Origin of the sequence: Burkholderia diffusa (assembly GCF_001718315.1) — a bacterium.
Taxonomy (GTDB): domain Bacteria; phylum Pseudomonadota; class Gammaproteobacteria; order Burkholderiales; family Burkholderiaceae; genus Burkholderia; species Burkholderia diffusa_B.
The window spans coordinates 3283234-3301324 of record NZ_CP013362.1 but is presented as its reverse complement, the minus strand read 5'-3'; the positions used below and the strand labels follow the sequence as shown (position 1 = coordinate 3301324).

General features: G+C 66.3%; 16 protein-coding genes and 1 tRNA gene. 10 read left to right on the top strand and 7 right to left on the bottom strand.

Annotation, left to right across the window (positions count from 1 at the left end; genetic code table 11):
• Positions 1 to 148: 148 nt before the first annotated feature.
• Complete coding sequence (gene phnA / locus WI26_RS15235) at positions 149 to 1387, top strand: phosphonoacetate hydrolase (RefSeq protein WP_059468655.1); 1239 nt, start codon at positions 149 to 151, stop codon at positions 1385 to 1387.
• Between the two features lie 27 nt (positions 1388 to 1414).
• Entirely contained in the window at positions 1415 to 2869 is a 1455-nt protein-coding gene (gene phnY / locus WI26_RS15230; RefSeq protein ID WP_069226303.1) for a phosphonoacetaldehyde dehydrogenase, read from the top strand.
• Between the two features lie 236 nt (positions 2870 to 3105).
• On the opposite strand, the gene WI26_RS15220 is transcribed toward phnY, so the two are convergent.
• A complete protein-coding gene (locus WI26_RS15220; protein ID WP_069226302.1) occupies positions 3106 to 3921 on the bottom strand; it encodes an alpha/beta fold hydrolase in 816 nt (271 codons plus the stop codon).
• Positions 3922 to 4002: 81 nt separating this feature from the next.
• Between WI26_RS15220 and WI26_RS15215 the strand changes: the two genes are divergently transcribed.
• On the top strand, positions 4003 to 4611 hold the full coding sequence (locus WI26_RS15215; protein ID WP_069226301.1) for a CGNR zinc finger domain-containing protein: 609 nt from the start codon (positions 4003 to 4005) through the stop codon (positions 4609 to 4611).
• 42 nt (positions 4612 to 4653) lie between these two features.
• Here WI26_RS15215 and WI26_RS15210 read toward each other — a convergent pair whose 3' ends face one another.
• Complete coding sequence (locus WI26_RS15210; RefSeq protein ID WP_069226300.1) at positions 4654 to 5703, bottom strand: DUF3592 domain-containing protein; 1050 nt, start codon at positions 5701 to 5703, stop codon at positions 4654 to 4656.
• A 199-nt stretch (positions 5704 to 5902) separates the two neighbouring features.
• Positions 5903 to 5978: transfer RNA gene (locus WI26_RS15205), tRNA-Lys, on the bottom strand.
• A 191-nt stretch (positions 5979 to 6169) separates the two neighbouring features.
• Between WI26_RS15205 and WI26_RS15200 the strand changes: the two genes are divergently transcribed.
• Both WI26_RS15200 and WI26_RS15195 read left to right on the top strand, forming a co-directional pair.
• Positions 6170 to 6574, top strand: a complete 405-nt coding sequence (locus WI26_RS15200) for a PaaI family thioesterase (RefSeq protein WP_057924645.1) — start codon at positions 6170 to 6172, stop codon at positions 6572 to 6574.
• Positions 6575 to 6582: 8 nt separating this feature from the next.
• Positions 6583 to 7449: a patatin-like phospholipase family protein gene (locus WI26_RS15195; RefSeq protein ID WP_069226299.1), complete on the top strand. Its 867-nt coding sequence runs from the start codon at positions 6583 to 6585 to the stop codon at positions 7447 to 7449.
• 49 nt (positions 7450 to 7498) lie between these two features.
• Here WI26_RS15195 and WI26_RS15190 read toward each other — a convergent pair whose 3' ends face one another.
• Entirely contained in the window at positions 7499 to 8512 is a 1014-nt protein-coding gene (locus WI26_RS15190; RefSeq protein ID WP_060102869.1) for a D-2-hydroxyacid dehydrogenase family protein, read from the bottom strand.
• A 426-nt stretch (positions 8513 to 8938) separates the two neighbouring features.
• Between WI26_RS15190 and WI26_RS15185 the strand changes: the two genes are divergently transcribed.
• Positions 8939 to 9988 carry a LysR family transcriptional regulator gene (locus WI26_RS15185; protein WP_069226298.1) on the top strand — a complete coding sequence of 350 codons (1050 nt, stop codon included), beginning with the start codon at positions 8939 to 8941 and terminating at the stop codon, positions 9986 to 9988.
• A gap of 148 nt (positions 9989 to 10136) precedes the next feature.
• Here WI26_RS15185 and WI26_RS15180 read toward each other — a convergent pair whose 3' ends face one another.
• The 3 genes from WI26_RS15180 to dprA form a co-directional block, all read right to left on the bottom strand.
• A complete protein-coding gene (locus tag WI26_RS15180) occupies positions 10137 to 12734 on the bottom strand; it encodes a DNA topoisomerase III (RefSeq protein ID WP_069226297.1) in 2598 nt (865 codons plus the stop codon).
• A gap of 191 nt (positions 12735 to 12925) precedes the next feature.
• Positions 12926 to 13306: a thioredoxin family protein gene (locus WI26_RS15175; RefSeq protein ID WP_059468646.1), complete on the bottom strand. Its 381-nt coding sequence runs from the start codon at positions 13304 to 13306 to the stop codon at positions 12926 to 12928.
• 36 nt (positions 13307 to 13342) lie between these two features.
• Positions 13343 to 14665: a DNA-processing protein DprA gene (gene dprA / locus WI26_RS15170; protein WP_069226296.1), complete on the bottom strand. Its 1323-nt coding sequence runs from the start codon at positions 14663 to 14665 to the stop codon at positions 13343 to 13345.
• A 183-nt stretch (positions 14666 to 14848) separates the two neighbouring features.
• On the opposite strand from dprA, the gene def reads away from it, so the two are divergent.
• The 4 genes from def (at position 14849) to htpX (ending at position 18089) form a co-directional block, all read left to right on the top strand.
• Entirely contained in the window at positions 14849 to 15352 is a 504-nt protein-coding gene (def, locus tag WI26_RS15165) for a peptide deformylase (protein WP_059508357.1), read from the top strand.
• A 34-nt stretch (positions 15353 to 15386) separates the two neighbouring features.
• A complete protein-coding gene (fmt, locus tag WI26_RS15160; RefSeq protein WP_069226295.1) occupies positions 15387 to 16379 on the top strand; it encodes a methionyl-tRNA formyltransferase in 993 nt (330 codons plus the stop codon).
• 110 nt (positions 16380 to 16489) lie between these two features.
• Positions 16490 to 17131, top strand: a complete 642-nt coding sequence (locus WI26_RS15155; RefSeq protein ID WP_069226294.1) for a LysE family translocator — start codon at positions 16490 to 16492, stop codon at positions 17129 to 17131.
• 100 nt (positions 17132 to 17231) lie between these two features.
• Positions 17232 to 18089, top strand: coding sequence for a zinc metalloprotease HtpX (htpX, locus tag WI26_RS15150; protein WP_006485774.1), 858 nt, complete (start codon positions 17232 to 17234; stop codon positions 18087 to 18089).
• Positions 18090 to 18091: the final 2 nt, after the last annotated feature.

Sequence of the window (18091 nt, the reverse complement as noted above, 5' to 3'; positions counted from 1 at the left end):
TGCTGCTACGTTGTTTTGCTTTCTGTTCTCTGCATGTTGTTGACAATCTACAAATCATCAATTTTAATGTCAAGCATGGAAAACACCTCCTCGGCGCGGCGCGGGCGCCGACAGCTCAACCCCCTTCGAACCGAAAGGACTGAACGTCATGAGTGAAACGCCTGTATCCGTGGAAGTGAACGGCCGCCGCTACAACTGGATGAGCCGCCCCGTGGTGGTGGTCTGCGTCGACGGCTGCGCCTACGAATATCTCGAGATGGCGGCCGAGGCCGGCGTCGCGCCGTTCCTGCGCACGCTGCTGAAACCGGGCACGGCGCTCAAGGGCGAGTGCGTGGTGCCGAGCTTCACCAACCCGAACAACCTGTCGATTGTCACCGGCGTGCCGCCGGCGATCCACGGGATAAGCGGCAACTATTTCTACGATCGCGACACCGGCGCCGAGGTGCTGATGAACGATCCGAAGTATCTCGTCGCGCCCACCGTGCTCGCGACCTTCGCCGAACGAGGCGCGCGCGTCGCGGTCGTCACCGCAAAGGACAAGCTGCGCCGCCTGCTCGGCAAGGGGCTCAAGGGCATCTGCTTCTCGTCGGAGAAGGCCGACGAGGCAAGCCTCGAGGAAAACGGCATCGACAACGTGCTCGAACTCGTCGGCAAGCCGGTGCCGAGCGTGTACAGCGCGGACCTGTCCGAATTCGTTTTCGCGGCCGGCGTGCGCCTGCTCGAAACGCGCCCGATCGACCTGATGTATCTGTCGACGACCGATTACGTGCAGCACAAGTGCGCGCCCGGCACGGACGGCGCGAATGCGTTCTATCAAATGATGGACGCGTACCTGAAGCGGCTCGACGAGCTCGGCGCGATCGTCGCGATCACGGCCGACCACGGAATGAACGCGAAGCACGACGGCGAGACCGGCGAGCCGAACGTGATCTATCTGCAGGAGCTGTTCGACGAGTGGCTCGGCCACGACGCCGCGCGCGTGATCCTGCCGATCACCGATCCGTACGTCGTGCACCACGGCGCGCTGGGTTCGTTCGCGACCGTCTACGTGCCGGCTTCCGCCGATGCCGATGCGCTGCGGGCGCGGCTCGCCGCGGTGGACGGCATCGAGGTCGTGCTGACCGGCGCCGAAGGCTGCGCGCGCTTCGAGCTGCCGCCCGCGCGGATGGGCGACCTGATCGTGATTTCGAAGCAGGACGTCGTGCTCGGCACGCGCCGCATCAAGCACGACCTGTCGGGTCTCGACGTGCCGCTGCGCTCGCACGGCGGCATCTCCGAGCAGATCGTGCCGCTGATCTTCAGCAAGCCGGTCGCGACCGACGTCGCGGGCCGCGCGCGACTGCGCAACTTCGACATCATCGACATCGCGCTCAACCATCTGCAGTGACGCGGACGCATCCGCGAGGGAGACATCATGAACGCCATTGCAGCATCGACGGAAGCCGGGACGGTTCATCGTGAAGCACTCCGAATCGATGGGGAAAGGATCCATCGCGACGCGGTGATCGAGGTGCGCAACCCGTACGACGGAACGCTCGTCGGCACCGTGCCGAAGGCGACGCTCGACGACGTGCGACGCGCATTCGCCGTCGCGCGCGCCTACCGGCCATCGCTCACGCGTCACGAGCGTGCGGCGATCCTGCGCCGCGCGGCCGACATCGTGCGTGCGCGCACTGCCGCGATCGCGGCGCTGATCACGGCCGAGGCCGGGTTGTGCCTCAAGGATTCGACGCACGAAGCCGGGCGCGTGGCCGACGTGCTCACGTTCGGCGCGGGCGAAGTGCTGAAGGACGACGGGCAGATCTTCTCGTGCGATCTGACGCCGCACGGCAAGAAGCGCCGCGTGTACACGCAGCGCGAGCCGCTGCTCGGCGTGATCTCCGCGATCACGCCATTCAACCATCCGATGAACCAGGTCGCGCACAAGGTCGTGCCGTCGGTTGCGACCAACAACCGGATCGTCGTGAAACCGTCGGAGAAAGTGCCGCTGTCGTGCTACCTGTTCGCGGACATCCTGTACGAAGCCGGCCTGCCGCCGCAGATGCTGCAGGTGATCACCGGCGACCCGAAGGAAATCGCGGACGAACTGATCACGAACCCGGCGATCGACCTGATCACGTTCACCGGCGGCGTGTCGATCGGCAAGTCGATCGCGTCGCGGATGGGCTACCGGCGCGCGGTGCTCGAACTCGGCGGCAACGATCCGATCATCGTGATGGAAGACGCCGATCTCGACGAGGCAAGCACGCTTGCCGTATCGGGCTCGTACAAGAACTCGGGGCAGCGTTGCACCGCGATCAAGCGCATGCTCGTGCACGAGGCGGTGGCCGATCGCTTCACCGAGCTGGTCGTCGAGAAAACCCGCGCGTGGGTCTATGGGAACCCGGCCGATCCGTCGGTCGACATGGGCACCGTCATCGATGAAGCGGCCGCGAAGTTCTGCGAGCAGCAGGTAAACGACGCGATCGCGCGCGGTGCGCGGCTCCTGGTCGGCAACGTGCGCGACGGCGCGCTGTATTCGCCGACGGTCATCGATCGCGTGACGCCCGACATGCCCCTCGTGAAATACGAGACGTTCGGGCCCGTGTCGCCGATCATGCGCTTTCGCGATATCGACGAGGCGATCCGGATGTCGAACAGCACCGACTATGCGTTGTCGTCGTCGGTCTGCACGAACCGCTTCGACAACATCACGCGCTTCATCACGGAGCTCGAGGTCGGCAGCGTGAACGTGCGCGAGGTGCCGGGCTACCGGCTCGAACTGACACCGTTCGGCGGCGTGAAGGATTCGGGCCTCGGCTACAAGGAGGGCGTGCAGGAGGCGATGAAGAGCTTCACGAACACGAAGACCTATTCGCTGCCGTGGTAAGCGGCGCGTAGCGTGCCCGTGCCCGCACCGGCTTCGTGGTCGGTGCGGGCGTCATTCGTCCGGCTCATTCGTTCGCCGGCCGCGCACGATGCGGCGTTTGTCGCGGATAGCCGTGTCGTCGAGGCGGTGCATCGCGCGAGCTGTTCGGCGACCGCGCGACCCGCGAAGTTCGTTGCGACACTCGCGCAGGGCGTGCCGGCCTTCCGACGCGCCACGCGACGTGGCTGCGTGGGCGATCAATCCTGCAGGTGTCCGTCGAGCACGGCGGCGACGATCGCTTCCGGTGCATCTTCCTGAACGAGGTGGCCCGCACGCGGCGCGCGGATCAGCTTGCCGCCGGCGATGCGATCGGCGAGGGCCTGCCCCTGCTCGAGCGGAATCCACGCGTCGTCCTCGCCCCACACGATGCGCACAGGAAAGTCGGGCGGCGCATAGCGTGCCTCCGCTTCCTCGATGTAATGCTGGCGCATCTGCGCGATCTGTCGATAGAACGCCGCCTGGCCGGCCGGCGTGAGCCATGGCGAGCGATAGATCGACAGCACGTCGTCGCTCAACGGTTGCGCGACGGCATTGCCGATATAGGCCGACACGAGCGCATGGTGCGCATACGCCGGCAGCCCGGTGAACGCGGCTTCGTGCTGCGCGACATGCCGCACGAACGGCGAGCCTTGCGGCGCGATCGCGACCGGGTTCACGAGCGTCAGGTCCGAATACGCGATGCCATCGAGGAAGTGTGCGCGCAGCACGGTCGCGCCGCCGTAATCGTGCGCAAGCACGCGCGGGCGCGAAATGTTCCATTCGGCGAGCAGTGCGCCGAACAGCACGTTCTGCCGGCCGAGCGAGACGTCCGCGTCGGGCATGTCGGACTGGCCGTAGCCGAGCAGGTCGTAGAAGAACACGCGATGGCGTCGCGCGAGCCACGGCGCGATCCGGCGCCACACCTGCGATGAAAACGGCGTGCCGTGCACGAGCACGAGCGGCGGCCCTTCGCCGAGCGTGCCCCATGCGATCCGGTGACCGTCGAAAACGAAGCGATTGGCGAGATCGAGCATCGGTTCCTCCGTGCTAACCTGTTTAGGTTGATAACAGGTTACGCCTGTTCATCCGGATATGAAACCGATAGGTGAAAATAAATGGTTACTCGACACGCGCCTTCGCGACAGGCGCACGCCTGGAACGCGGCCGATTTCGTTGGCGGCCATCCGGCGCTCGACTTCCTCAACACGGTGGCCGACACGGGCAAGACGCGCGACGCGGACAAGCTCGTCGACTGGGCGGCCGTGTACGCATGGGCGGCGAAGTCGGGGTTGCTGACTCGGGACGACTTGGCACGGTTCACGCGTCATTCACGGCAGGACGGCGCGGACGAACTGGCCGCGCTGCATGATTTTCGCGAGGATGCATACACGGCCCTCGCGCATCTGACGAGCGGTGGCGGTGGCGGCGCGCGAGCGGTGGACCGGCTCGCGGCGGCCATCCGCGAGGCGATCGGGCGCAGTTCGTTCGGCGCGGTCGATGGCCGTTTCGCGTGGCGGCCCGATGCGCGTGCCGCGTCGCGCTGGGTCGACGCGGCCGCGCTCGGCTTCGAGCATCTGCTGCGCGGCGACGACTTCGCGCGCGTGCGGCAGTGCGGCCGCTGTACGTGGTTCTTCGTCGACCGCGGCCGTGGCGTCGGGCGACGCTGGTGCGACATGCGCACGTGCGGGAATCGCGCGAAGGTGGAGGCGTTCAGGGAGCGGTGAGGCCAGGGCCGCGATGTGGACGGCCCGGCGCCTCCGCTATTGTCATTCGGCGAGTTCGTGCGGCCGGTGGTCGGGCCACAGCGCACCGATGGCGAACAATCCTCCGACGAGGAACGGCGCGCCGATCGCGAACAGGATTGCCGTGAGCCCCCACCGGTCCCAGAAGCGGTCGATGACCGCGCGTTCGGGCATGACAGGGTCGTACAGCACGTTGACCACCTCGCCTTCGTACAGTCCGGGGCGCGATGAAGCCGACCCTTGCGCGAACGTGACCGCGCGGCCGCTGTCGGTCGTGAACGCGATGGTCGCCGAATAGAGCGACGTGCGTGTGCGCGACGATTGTGCGGATTCGGTGATCTCGACGACGTGGCCGGTCGAGTGCGCGTAGTGGCGGGCGATCTGCCACTGGCGCAGCCCGGCAGCGCCGGCGCCGGCCAGGAAGCCGGTGCCGATCGCGATCGGTAACAGCGCGATCGCGATGTTCCACCGGCGCCGGGCCGGCTTGCCGACGGCCGGTGCGTGCAGCGAGTCCGCTTGCCGGCTTCGGTGCCCGCTCCCGTACAGCAGGCTGCCGATCGCAAGCGACGCGACCGCGAGCAGTGCCGGCACCGCAACGGGAAACCAGCGTTGCGTGAAATCATCGATCAGCGCGGGACGATTCGGATGGGCCGGATCGACCAGGACGTCCACGCTTTCGCCGATGTCGTACGCCGGGACGAACGATGCGGTATTGCCGGCGACTTCCCGGCGGCTGCCGTCGTTCGCGAGATAGGCGACGATCGGGCGGTATCCACGCATCGCGTCGCTGTCCTGCACGATGCGCACGACCGTACCCGGCGCGCGGACCAGATTGCCCACCGCTTGGCTCGCGGTGACGGCGAGCATCGCCGCGACCACGAGCAGCGCGACGCCGAGCGCGAGTGCGACGAGCGCGTCCTTACGTGGCATGGCCGGATCCGCGGTGTGCGTCGTGCGACGGGGCGGGATGCGATCGGGGGGATGGCGCGACTCGATGGGTGCGCCGCTGTCGGCGCGACCATGCCCTCTGAATGGTCGCGTCTCGTTCACATGATTCCATGTCTGACGTCCCATGCTCTCTCAGTGCCGGCGGCGATACGGCGATCGCCGTGCCGGTCGTGTGATATTTTGTCGGACGATTCTAGCGGAAAGTGTCCGGGGCGAGGCATGTATGTAATTGCATGCCGTGATGCGGGAGTCAGGCGGGCGCGTGAATGGGGCGCTGAAATGGAAAAAGGCCGGTCAGCTTGCGCTGACCGGCCTTTGGAATTCCTGGTGGGGCGTGAGTGACTCGAACACTCGACCTACGGATTAAGAGTCCGCTGCTCTACCAACTGAGCTAACGCCCCCAACAGAAGAAAGATTATGCATGGGTATTTCGGTCTTGGCAAGCCTTTTCTGCGAATTTCCTGAAAATACTTCGTCACGCCCCCGGCGGCTCTCCGTGCGGTAACGAGCGATCGCAGTTGGCGCGCTCCCGGTATGATGACGTCCACATCTGTTGCGCGACGGTCGCGCAACGTTTTCTGGGCATTCGAAGATGGACGAAAACGCAGTCCGCGAATTGCTGGATCGCCTGCTGGCCCCGTGGGTCCGCTCGCTCGGTCTGGTCCCCGTATCGATCGGCGACGACAGCGTCACGATGCGCCTGCCGTTTTCCGGCGAATTCCGGCATTCGGGCGGCATCATCTGCGGGCAGGTGTTCACGGCCGCGGCCGACACCGCGATGGTGGTCGCGATCTCGGCCGCGCTCGGCGAGTTCCGGCCGATGACCACCGTATCGCTGAACACGAATTTCATGCGTCCGGTGCGCAAGGGCGACGTGCTCGTCACTGCGCGTGTGCTGCGAATGGGCCGCAATCTGGTGTTCGGCGAAGTCGAGCTGTTCGACGAGGACGGCAAGATGGCCGTTCACGCGACGTCGACCTACGCGCTCGTCGGCTGAGCGGCGCGATGTTCGATCAGATCGTTTTCGCGGGCGGCGGCAATCGCTGCTGGTGGCAGGCCGGCTTCTGGGACGTTGCCCGGCCGGCGCTCGGCTTGCGTCCGCGCGTGATCGTCGGCATCTCGGCCGGCGCGGCGACCGCCTGCATGCTGTATACGCGCGACGCCGCGTGGGTGATGCGCTATTACGAGGAAGCGCTGCGCCACAACCGCAAGAACGCGTACTGGGGCAACCTGTTCGGGCGCGAGCCGGTGTTTCCGCATTACCGGATCTACCGTCAGGCGCTGCTCGACATCTATGGCGAGCCGTTCGCGCAGCTCGCCGACGCGCCGGAGATCCGCATCGGCGTGTCGCATGTGCCGCGCTGGCTCGGCGCGCGCAGCGCGGTCGCAGCGGGCCTCGTTGCATACAACATCGAAAAGTACGTGCGCAAGACGCTGCACCCGACGCTCGGGCGCACCCTCGGCTTCCGGCCCGAGTTCGTGCGCGCGCAGGCGTGCGCGAGCGTCGAGGAGCTCGCCGACCTGATCCTGCAGTCGTCGTGCACGCCGCCGTTCACGCCGGTGCTGCGCCGCGACGGCCGGCCGGTGCTCGACGGCGGCATGGTCGACAACGTGCCGGTCGACGCGCTCGACGCATCGCCGGGTGATGTGCTGGTTCTCGTTACGCGGCTGTATCCGCGCCCGCAAATGTTCACGGTCGCGCACGGCGACCAGCGACGGCTCTATGTACAGCCATCGAGCAAGGTGCCGATTTCGAGCTGGGATTACACGAGTCCGTCGCAAATGCTGCATGCCTACGACCTCGGACGGCGTGACGGCGAGCATTTCCTCACGCGCGTCGACGCGATGACGGGCGGCCGCGTGGCCGCCTGAAGGCGGGGAAGGGGAAGCGGAGCCGCGCGGCGGGCGCGGCCCCCGCCGGTCAGCGCACGCGACGCGGCGTCAGCGCTTCCGGATTGACGACGCTCGACAGGTCGCCCTGGTCGAACGCGAGGATGTTCCGGAACGCCGCGCTGAAGTAGAGCTCGTAGCTTTCGCGCTCGACGTAGCCGATGTGCGGCGTGCAGATCACGTTTTCCATCCGCAGCAGGCTGTAGCCCTGCAGGATCGGCTCGCTCTCGAACACGTCGATCGCGACCATCCCCGGACGGTTGTGCGACAGCGCGTTGACGAGCGCGTTTTCCTCGAGCAGCTCGGCGCGGCTCGTGTTGACGAGCAGCGACGTCGGCTTCATCCGCATCAGGTCTTCCTGCTTGACGATCCCGCGCGTGTCGTCGTGCAGGCGCAGGTGCAGCGACAGCACGTCGCTCTGCTCGAACAGCGCTTCGCGGCTCTCGGCGGCCGTGTAGCCGTCGGCGCGCGCGGCCTCGAGCGAATGCTCGCGGCCCCAGATCAGCACATTCATCCCGAACGCCTTGCCGTAGCCGGCGACCAGCCGGCCGATCTTGCCGTAGCCCCAGATGCCGAGCGTCTGGCCGCGCAGCACCTGGCCGAGGCCGAAGTTCGGCGGCAGCGCCGACGTCTTCAGGCCCGACTGCTGCCACGCACCCTGTTTCAGGTTCGCGACGTATTGCGGAATGCGGCGCTGGGCGGCCATCACGAGCGCCCAGGTGAGTTCGGCCGGTGCGATCGGCGACCCCGTGCCCTCGAGCACCGCGATGCCGCGGTCGGTACATGCATCGAGGTCGATGTGGCTCGAGATACGGCCGGTCTGGCTGATCATGCGCAGGTTCGGCAGCTTGGCGAGCAATTGCGACGAAATCGGCGTGCGCTCGCGAATCAGCACGAGCGCCTCGACTTCCGCCAGACGGCTCGCGAGCTGCCCCAGGCCGCGTACCGTGTTGTTGAAGACCTTCACGTCGTGCTCGGCGAGCATCTCGAAGCAGTTCAGCTTGCGGACGGCGTCCTGGTAGTCGTCGAGGATGGCAATTTTCATGATCAGCGGGAGTCGCGCGTTGAAAGCGGCAGTGGCGGCGGCGCACGTCGCGCACCCGTCCCGCCCGGCCGGGGCCGACATGATGCTACGTCGGCGGACGTCGTGGTGTCTTTTTAACAGGTTGTTACGCTCCGCCGCAATCGGCGCTGGCCTGACCCGGCGCCGCTCCCGTCGGACGCGGCGGAGTGCGATGTTGTGTCGCATCAGACACGTCCTTCCTGATTCGGCCGCTTACCGGACGAGGTTCACCCAATTGTTGCTCGAATCAGAATAATTGGATCATCCATTCGCGATGACTGAGGATTTTTGACTATTTTTATCGTCAAGCCGGGCCTTGTTGAGCAACTCTGCATCATTTCCGCTGTCGTAGGAGAATTACGCATATGCTTCAACTTTTTGAAGTTGTAACAGCGGCAGGAGTCGTTTATGGATCATTTGCAGTCGATGCGCGTGTTCGTCAAGGTTGCGGATCTCGGCAGTTTCGCGCGGGCCGCGAGTGCAATGGATATCTCCAACGCGGTCGCGACGCGTCACGTCGCCGATCTGGAAGGCCGGCTCGGCACGCGGTTGCTGAACCGCACCACGCGCAGCCTTTCGCTGACGGAGTCGGGCCAGGTCTATCTGGAGCGGGCGCGCCAGATTCTCGATGAGCTCGAGGATGTCGAGCAGATGGTCGTCGCGCGCAATCACGAGCCGGTCGGCACGTTGCGCATCGTCGCGCCGGTCGTGTTCGGGCTGCACAACCTTGCCCCCGTCCTGCAGTCGTACACCGAGAATTTCCCGAAAGTGGTGCCGGATCTGACGCTGGTCGACCGCCAGGTCGATCTCGTCGAGGAAGGTTTCGACGTCGGCATCGTCGTCACGCGCCAGATGCGCAGTGCGAGCATCGTCACGCGACGGCTCACCACCGGCTGCATGACCGTGTGCGCGACGCCGAGCTACCTTGAAAAGCACGGCGTGCCGACCCACCCGGAACACCTTGCCGAACACCCGGCGCTGAGCTTGCCGACCGAATACTGGGGGGACGAGCGCGTGTTCACGGGGCCGGACGGCGAAGTGCGCGTGCGTCCCACCAACGTGATTGTCGCGAACAACACGGCGATGCTGCGCCAGTTCGCGCTGCTCGGAATGGGTGTCGCGATCCTGCCGAGCTACCTGATCGGCAGCGACATCGCGCGCGGCGCGCTGGTGCGGCTGCTGCCGGATTTCCGGCTGCCGCAGGTGGAAATCAACATCGCCTATCCGAGCCGGCGCCATCTGCCCGCGAAGGTGCGCACGTTCATCGATCACCTCGTCGAGTATTTCAGCCACTCGACCGACGCGACGATGGGCGAGCAGTGGGCCGCGCAAGGCGCGGCGCCTGCGCCGATCGGCGTCGAGATGCGTGCCGAGCCGCCCGAATCGACCGACCCGAACCTGCAGCCGCGCCTCGCGCGTTCGCCGCGCGCGCGCGTCGCGGTGCCGTCGCCGCTGTAACCCAAGCTGCGGCGGTCGTGCACCGGCACGGCCAGCATCAGGAAAAAACGCGGATCGAGCGATCGATCCGCGTTTTTTTATCGCCACTCACATGGTCGTTCGCTCGGCTTGCGACGCGCCGGGGAAGCCCCCCGGGCGCGGCGGAGCATCATGAGCCCGTCTTGCGCGCCGTCGTCTTGCGGGCGGCGGTCTTGCGGGCCGGTGCCGGTTTCTCGTCGGCGCCTTCCGTCACGGTTTCGGTGTCCTTCGTCGCCGATTTCGCCGTCTTCTTCGCGGCGGCAGCCTTCGGCTCCTTCTTCTCGAACTCGAAACCGATCTTGCCGTCCGGCTGCTTCACGAGAAAGGCCTTGAAGTTGCGGCCCGTGCGCGACGACTTGAAGTTCGGCAGCAGATCCGTGCGGCCGTCGGCCAGCAGCTTGGCCATCTGCTCACGCGTGATTTCCTGCTGCAGGATCACCTTGCCCGAACGGAAGTCGCAGGTCTTTGGATTCGCGACCGAGTGCTCGCACACATAGCTCATCCCGTGCTCGAACACGCGGCCCTTGCACTTCGGGCACGCGCCGACCGGTTCCTGCGCGGAGAAGTCGGGCGCCTCGCCTTCCTCGCCGCCCTGGTCCTGGCCGAAGTCGAATTCGAGCTTGTAGTTCTTCGTTTCATCGTCGAACGAGAGCTTCAGGATCGCCGAGAACGGGCGGCCCATCTTGCTGCGGAAACCGGACAGCGGGCCGATCGTCTTCTCCCGCAGCAGTTCCTCGACTTCCGCGATTTCGAACTGGCGGCTGCCCGGGATCTTCGAGATCGAGAAGTCGCACTTCGTGCACGCGAAGCGGCGATAGTTTTCCTTCACCTGTCCGCCGCAATTCGGGCACGGTGTCTCGAGCGTCGCGTAATCGCCGGGGATCGTGTCGGAATCGTATTCCTTCGCGCGCTTGACGATCTGCTGCGTCATGCGGGCGATTTCCTGCATGAACGCGTCGCGTCCGAGGTTGCCGCGCTCCATCTGCGACAGCTTGTATTCCCATTCGCCGGTGAGCTCGGGCGCGGTCAGCTCCTTCACGCCGAGCCCGCGCAGCAGCGTCATCAGCTGGAATGCCTTCGCGGTGGGGATCAGTTCGCGGCCTTCGCGCACGAGATACTTCTCGCCGAGCAGGCCTTCGATGATCGCCGCGCGCGTCGCCGGCGTGCCGAGGCCCTTCGCGGCCATCGCCTCGCGCAGCTCGTCGTCCTCGACGAGCTTGCCGGCGCCTTCCATCGCGGACAGCAGCGTTGCTTCCGAGTAGCGTGCGGGCGGCTTCGTCACGAGCGCAACCGCGGCGATCTCGTCCGTCTTCACCTTCTCGTCCTTCTGCACCGGCACGAGGTTCGCATCCGCGCCTTCGGCATCGCGGCCGTATACCTGCAGCCAGCCCGGCTCGACGAGCACCTTGCCTTCGGTCTTGAAGTGATGGCCGGCGACTTCGGTGATCCGCGTCGTGACGCGGAATTCGGCTGCCGGGAAAAACACCGCGAGGAAGCGTTTCACGACCATGTCGTACAGCTTCTGCTCCGGCTCGGACAGCGACTTCGGCGCTTGCAGCGTCGGGATGATTGCAAAGTGGTCGCTGATCTTCGAGTTGTCGAAGATCCGCTTGTTCGGCTTCACCCAGCCCTTGTCGAGCACCTGCTTCGCGTGCGGCAGATAGTTGTGGCTCTCCTTGAGCATCTCGAGCGTGGACTGCACCGTCGAGATGTAGTCTTCGGGCAGCGCGCGCGCGTCGGTACGCGGGTACGTCAGCACCTTGTGCTTTTCATACAGTGCCTGCGCGAGACCGAGCGTGTTCTTCGCGGAGAAGCCGAAGCGGCTGTTCGCCTCGCGCTGCAGGCTCGTCAGGTCGAACAGCAGCGGCGACAGCTGGGTCGACGGCTTCGATTCCTCGGACACCGTGCCGACCTGGTCGCGGCACGCGGCGACGATGGTCTCGGCGGCCGGCAGGCTCCAGAGGCGCGAGTCGCGCTTTTCCGGATCGACCTCGTCGCGCTTGAATTTCGGGTCGAACCACTTGCCTTCATAGAAGCCGCCCGCGCATGCGAACTCGGCCTTCACTTCCCAGTAGTCGCGCGGCACGAAACGGCGGATTTTCTCTTCACGTTCGACGACGATCGACAGCGTTGGCGTCTGAACGCGGCCGACGGTCGTCAGGAAGAAGCCGCCGCCCTTGCTGTTGAACGCAGTCATCGCCCGCGTGCCGTTGATCCCGACGAGCCAGTCGGCTTCCGAGCGGCAGCGAGCGGCGTCGGCGAGCGGCTGCATGTCCGTGTCGCTGCGCAGGTGAGCGAAACCGTCGCGAATGGCCTGAGGCGTCATCGACTGCAGCCACAGGCGCTGGACCGGTTGCTTCGCCTTCGCGTGCTGCACGATCAGGCGGAAAATCAGCTCGCCCTCGCGCCCCGCGTCACATGCGTTGATCAGGCGGTCGATGTCCTTGCGCTTCATCAGCTTGGTCAGGACTTTCAGGCGCGACTCGCTTTTTGCGATCGGGTTCAGGTCGAAATGCGGCGGGATGACGGGCAGATGAGCGAAGCTCCATTTCCCGCGCTTGACCTCGTACTCTTCCGGAGCGGCGATTTCCAGCAGGTGGCCGACTGCGGACGAAAGGACGAATTCGTCGCTCTCGAAGTATTCGTCATGCTTGGTAAAGCCGCCCAAAGCGCGCGCGATGTCGTTCGCGACAGAAGGCTTTTCCGCAATGATCAGTGCTTTGGACATGACAGATGTGTGTTGGTAGACCGGGTTCGCCGGCGTGGGTCCCTTTTACGACGGCTTTATAGCACACGCCGCAGCGACGGCGGCGCGGCGTGCAAAAAGCGGCTCATCATAGTGGGGGGCCGCAACGGCGGCAAGCTCCCGGCGCGGCGGTGCGCGCAACGGCGCGACAAGCAGCCGGGCCGGTGCGCGGCTTACGCCTCGACATTCAGGATGTTGCGCAATTTCGGTGCGTGCGGCGAGCCGGGCACGGCGCTCAGGTCGGACAGCATCCGTTCGACGATCGCCGCGTGCGGCAGCACCGTGCCGAAGAAGCGCGCGGTGTTCGCGTCCTCGATCAGGATCGTCGGGAAATTCTCGACGTCGAGATCGTCGAGCCGGTCGGCATGGGTTTCGACGTCGATCCACGCGAAGCAGGCGTCGGGATGGGCATCGGCGAGCTGGTCGAAGGCCGTTCGGTAGTCGCGGCAGGTGCCGCACCATTCGGCGCACAGACATGCGACCAGCAGTGTATCGGGATCGGCGAGGCGCTCGGCGATCCGATCGGCATCGGTGTCGAGATTCAGCGCGGGCATGGAATTCCTTGAGTAGCGTCGGCGGCACGGCCGCTCCTATGCCGGGGACTGTAGCACGCCGGACGCGGGCGGGGTGGGCGTTGCGTCAAGCCGCGCAAAGCGGCCGCCGGGCATGCTCGCAACGCGGCCGGCCAGTTCGAGCCCGAGCAGCGCGCGGTGCAGCGCGTCGTCGGACAAGGCGGTGTGCTGGGCAAGCCATTCGTATGTCACGGGGCCGTATCCGAGCGCCGCGAGCACGGATCGCTCGGCCGGGTTGTCTGGTGGCGTGCCGTTGATCTGGGCCGATGCGGCGGCCGGAACCGCGGAATCCGTTTCACGGGCGTGCTCGCCCGTGCGCCGCTCTGACGTGTTGGTTGTTGCGTCGTTATCGGGGCGCGAACCCGAATTCGTCACGGCGCGGGCCGTGTGAGCCGCCGATTCGCCCAACCCGTATTCCTCGAGCACGTCGAGCGGCGTCGCGGTGAGCTTCGCGCCGTCGCGGATCAGCGCATGGCAGCCCTGCGCGAGCGGTGCGTGGATTGAGCCCGGCATCGCGAATACGTCGCGGCCCAGCTCATTCGCGAGTCGCGCGGTGATCAGCGAGCCGGAGCGCGGCGCGGCTTCGACGACGAGCGCGCCGAGCGCGAGCGCGGCGATCAGCCGGTTGCGCTGCGGGAAATGCGACGCCCGCGCGGGTGTACCGAGCGGCCATTCGGAAACGATCGCGCCCCGTGCGGCAATTTCGTGCGCAAGAGGGCGGTGCCGAGCCGGATAGACGAGATCGGCACCCGTCGCGATCACCGCGACCGTGCCGGCGCGACCGTCGAGCCCGCCGCGATGTGCGGCGCCGTCGATGCCAAGCGCGAGACCTGAGACGATCACGAGACCCGCATCGGACAGCGCATGCGAGAAGCGCGTGGCGTCTGCGAGCCCCTGCGGCGTTGCATGGCGGCTGCCGACGACGGCGAGCCCGCGTGCGTGCAGCAGATCGAGCCTGCCCTTTACATATAGCAGCGGCGGCGGATCGTGCAGGTCGCGCAAGCGTGACGGATAGACGGGATCGTTAAGCGTGACGATCGCGTTTCCCGGTGCATCGAGCCATGCGAGTGCGGCATCGGTGCGCGCATCGAGGTCGTCCCGGTCGCTTGCGCGCACTGCACGTGCGGCAGCCGCGCTGCTCGCCGCGCAGATGGCCTCGTCGGGCGCGCGCAGCAGCGCCGCCGGCGAGCCGAATGTATCGAGCAGCACATGCAGCACGGCGGGTGAGAGGCCCGGCGCATGCGCGAGCTGCAGCCACGCGCGCAGCGTGGAGGTCGTCAGCGCTTGCGGCGACATGAGGTTCCCCTCGAATGCGGCGGCCAGCGGACAGCGTGGCGCCATGATAAAATTTTCATCATCCGAAATACTCGACAGGGCCGCGCGCACGAGCGTCGGCCAATTGCAGGAGGCAGACTCGCGGCGTTGACATACCGCGCGTCCGCCTCATCTTCATTGCATCCCGGCGGCGGCGCCAGCCGGCCGGATGGCCGATGCGGCGCGTCGCTCCACCGAATACCGAACACCATGGCTTTGCTGAACATTCTTCATTACCCCGACAAGCGGCTGCACAAGGTCGCCAAGCCCGTCGACAAGGTCGACGACCGAATCCGCAAGCTCGTCGCCGACATGGCCGAAACCATGTACGCCGCGCCGGGCATCGGCCTCGCGGCGACGCAGGTAGACGTACACGAGCGCGTGATCGTGATCGACGTCTCCGAGGAGAAGAACGAACTGCGCGCGTTCATCAACCCCGAGATCATCTGGTCGAGCGACGTGAAACAGGTGTACGAGGAGGGGTGCCTGTCGGTGCCCGGGATCTACGATGAAGTCGAGCGTCCCGACCACGTGCGTGTGCGCGCGCTCAACGAGCAGGGCGAAACCTTCGAGCTCGACTGCGAGGGGCTCCTGGCCGTATGCGTGCAGCACGAGATGGATCACCTGATGGGGCGCGTGTTCGTCGAATACCTGTCGCCGCTGAAGCAGACCCGTATCAAGACGAAGATGAAGAAACTCGAACGCGCGATGTGACGCGCGTGTGCCCAGCCCGATCCCGAACGCTGTCATGACCCATACGTTGCGCGTGATTTTTGCCGGCACGCCGGAATTCGCCGCGGCCGCACTCGCCGCGATTCACGAGGCCGGTTTTCCGGTGCCGCTCGTGCTGACCCAGCCCGACCGCCCCGCCGGGCGCGGGATGAAGCTGCAGGCGAGCGCCGTGAAGCGCTATGCCGTCGAGCACGGAATGCCCGTCGCGCAGCCGACGTCGCTGCGCCGCGCGGGCAAGTACCCGCAGGAGGCGGCCGACGCGATCGAACTGCTGCGCACGACACCGCACGACGTGATGGTGGTCGCCGCATACGGCCTGCTGCTGCCGCAGGAGGTGCTCGACATTCCGCGTGCGGGCTGCATCAACATCCACGCATCGCTGCTGCCGCGCTGGCGCGGCGCCGCGCCGATCCATCGCGCGATCGAGGCCGGTGACGCCGAGACGGGCGTCACGCTGATGCAGATGGACGTCGGCCTCGACACCGGCGCGATGATCGAGGAAGCGCGCGTCGCGATTGCACCCGACGATACGACCGCGACGCTTCACGACCGCCTGGCCGCCGACGGCGCGCGGCTGATCGTCGACGCGCTGGCGCGGCTCGAGCGCGACGGCGCGCTGCCTGCCACTCCGCAGCCGGCCGACGGTGTGACCTATGCGGAAAAGATCGGCAAGCAAGAGGCGGTGCTCGACTGGCGCAAGCCGGCCGACGTGCTCGCGCGCCAGGTACGTGCGTTCGACCCGTTCCCGGGCGGTGTCGCGATGCTCGACGGCGCGGCAATCAAGCTGTGGGCGGCTGAGCCGGTGGCGGCGCGCGGTGCGCTTGTCGACACGGCGCCCGGCACGATCGTCGACGCTGCGCCGGAAGGCGTGGTCGTCGCATGCGGCAGCGGCGCGCTGCGCGTCACGCAACTGCAGAAGCCGGGCGGCAAGCGGCTGCCCGCGCGCGAATTCCTGGCCGGCTCGCCCCTCGCCGCAGGCCAGCGCTTCGCGTTGCCCGACGGGTCTTGAGCGCCATTCGACCCGACATGCCGGTCGTGCGCAATCGACCGGATGGCCGAGTCGCGCGGCGCGGCAGGCGCGCGTAGAATTTCCCTGCGCTTTCCGGTTTCGAGGTTCTCATGCTTGGCATCACCCATTTAGGCTTCTTCGTGCTCGCGGTTTTCCTGCTGAATGTCACGCCCGGCCCCGATACGGCATATATCGTCGGTCGCAGCGTCGCGCAGGGCCGTGGCGCGGGGCTGATGTCCGCGCTTGGTATCTCCGCCGGCGGCTGCGTGCACACGCTTGCGTGCGCGTTCGGCCTGACCGCGCTGCTCGCTGCGTCGGCCGCCGCGTTTACGGTGATCAAGCTGGTCGGCGCCGCTTACCTGACCTACCTCGGCGTGCGCATGATTCTCGCGAAGCAGGCCGCCGCGCCGGCAGGCGCCGAGGCGGCGCGGGTCACGGCCGCGAAGCCGTTGCGCCAGTTGTTCATGCAGGGCTTCTGGACCAACGTGCTGAACCCGAAGGTCGTGCTGTTCTTCGTGTCGTTCTTCCCGCAGTTCGTGTCGGCCGACAGCCCGCACAAGGCGCTGGCGTTCCTGGCTCTTGGTTCGGTGTTCGTCGTGATGAGCACGGTCTGGACGTTCATCGTCGCGTGGGTCGCGGGCAGCGTCACGCAGCGCTTTTCCGGCAAGCCGGGCGTCAGGAAGTGGCTTGACCGCACGGTGGGCAGCGCTTTCGTCGGCCTCGGGCTGCGGCTCGCGGCGACGCAACGCTGAAATTGAATTTTTCCGGCAAGACCTTATCTAACAAATCGCTTACAATTTTGCGTCGTGCACCGTGATGTGCGGCGGGTCCCCTGACGGATAAGGAGTGGGTATGTTCAATTGGGTCAAAACGGCGATGCTGATGGCCGCGATCACGGCCCTGTTCATCGTGATCGGCGGCATGATCGGCGGCTCGCGCGGCATGACAATCGCGCTGCTGTTCGCGCTCGGCATGAATTTCTTCTCGTACTGGTTCTCCGACAAGATGGTGCTGCGCATGTACAACGCGCAGGAAGTCGACGAGAACACGGCGCCGCAGTTCTACCGGATGGTGCGCGAACTCGCTACGCGCGCGAACCTGCCGATGCCGCGCGTCTACCTGATCAATGAGGACGCGCCGAACGCGTTCGCCACGGGTCGCAATCCCGAGCATGCGGCAGTCGCCGCGACGACGGGCATCCTGCGTGTGCTGTCCGAGCGCGAGATGCGCGGCGTGATGGCGCATGAGCTCGCGCACGTCAAGCATCGCGACATCCTGATCTCGACGATCACCGCGACGATGGCGGGCGCGATTTCGGCGTTGGCCAACTTCGCGATGTTCTTCGGCGGCCGCGACGAAAACGGCCGTCCGGCCAACCCGATCGCGGGGATTGCGGTCGCGCTGCTCGCACCGATCGCCGGCGCGCTGATCCAGATGGCGATCTCGCGGGCGCGTGAGTTCGAGGCCGACCGCGGCGGCGCGCAGATCTCCGGCGATCCGCAGTCGCTTGCCACCGCGCTCGACAAGATCCATCGCTATGCGGCCGGCATCCCGTTCCAGGCGGCCGAAGCGCATCCGGCCACCGCGCAGATGATGATCATGAACCCGCTTCACGGCGGCGGTCTGCAGAATCTGTTCTCCACGCACCCGGCGACCGAGGAGCGCATCGCGCGCCTGATGGAGATGGCGCGCACCGGCCGCTTCGACTAAGA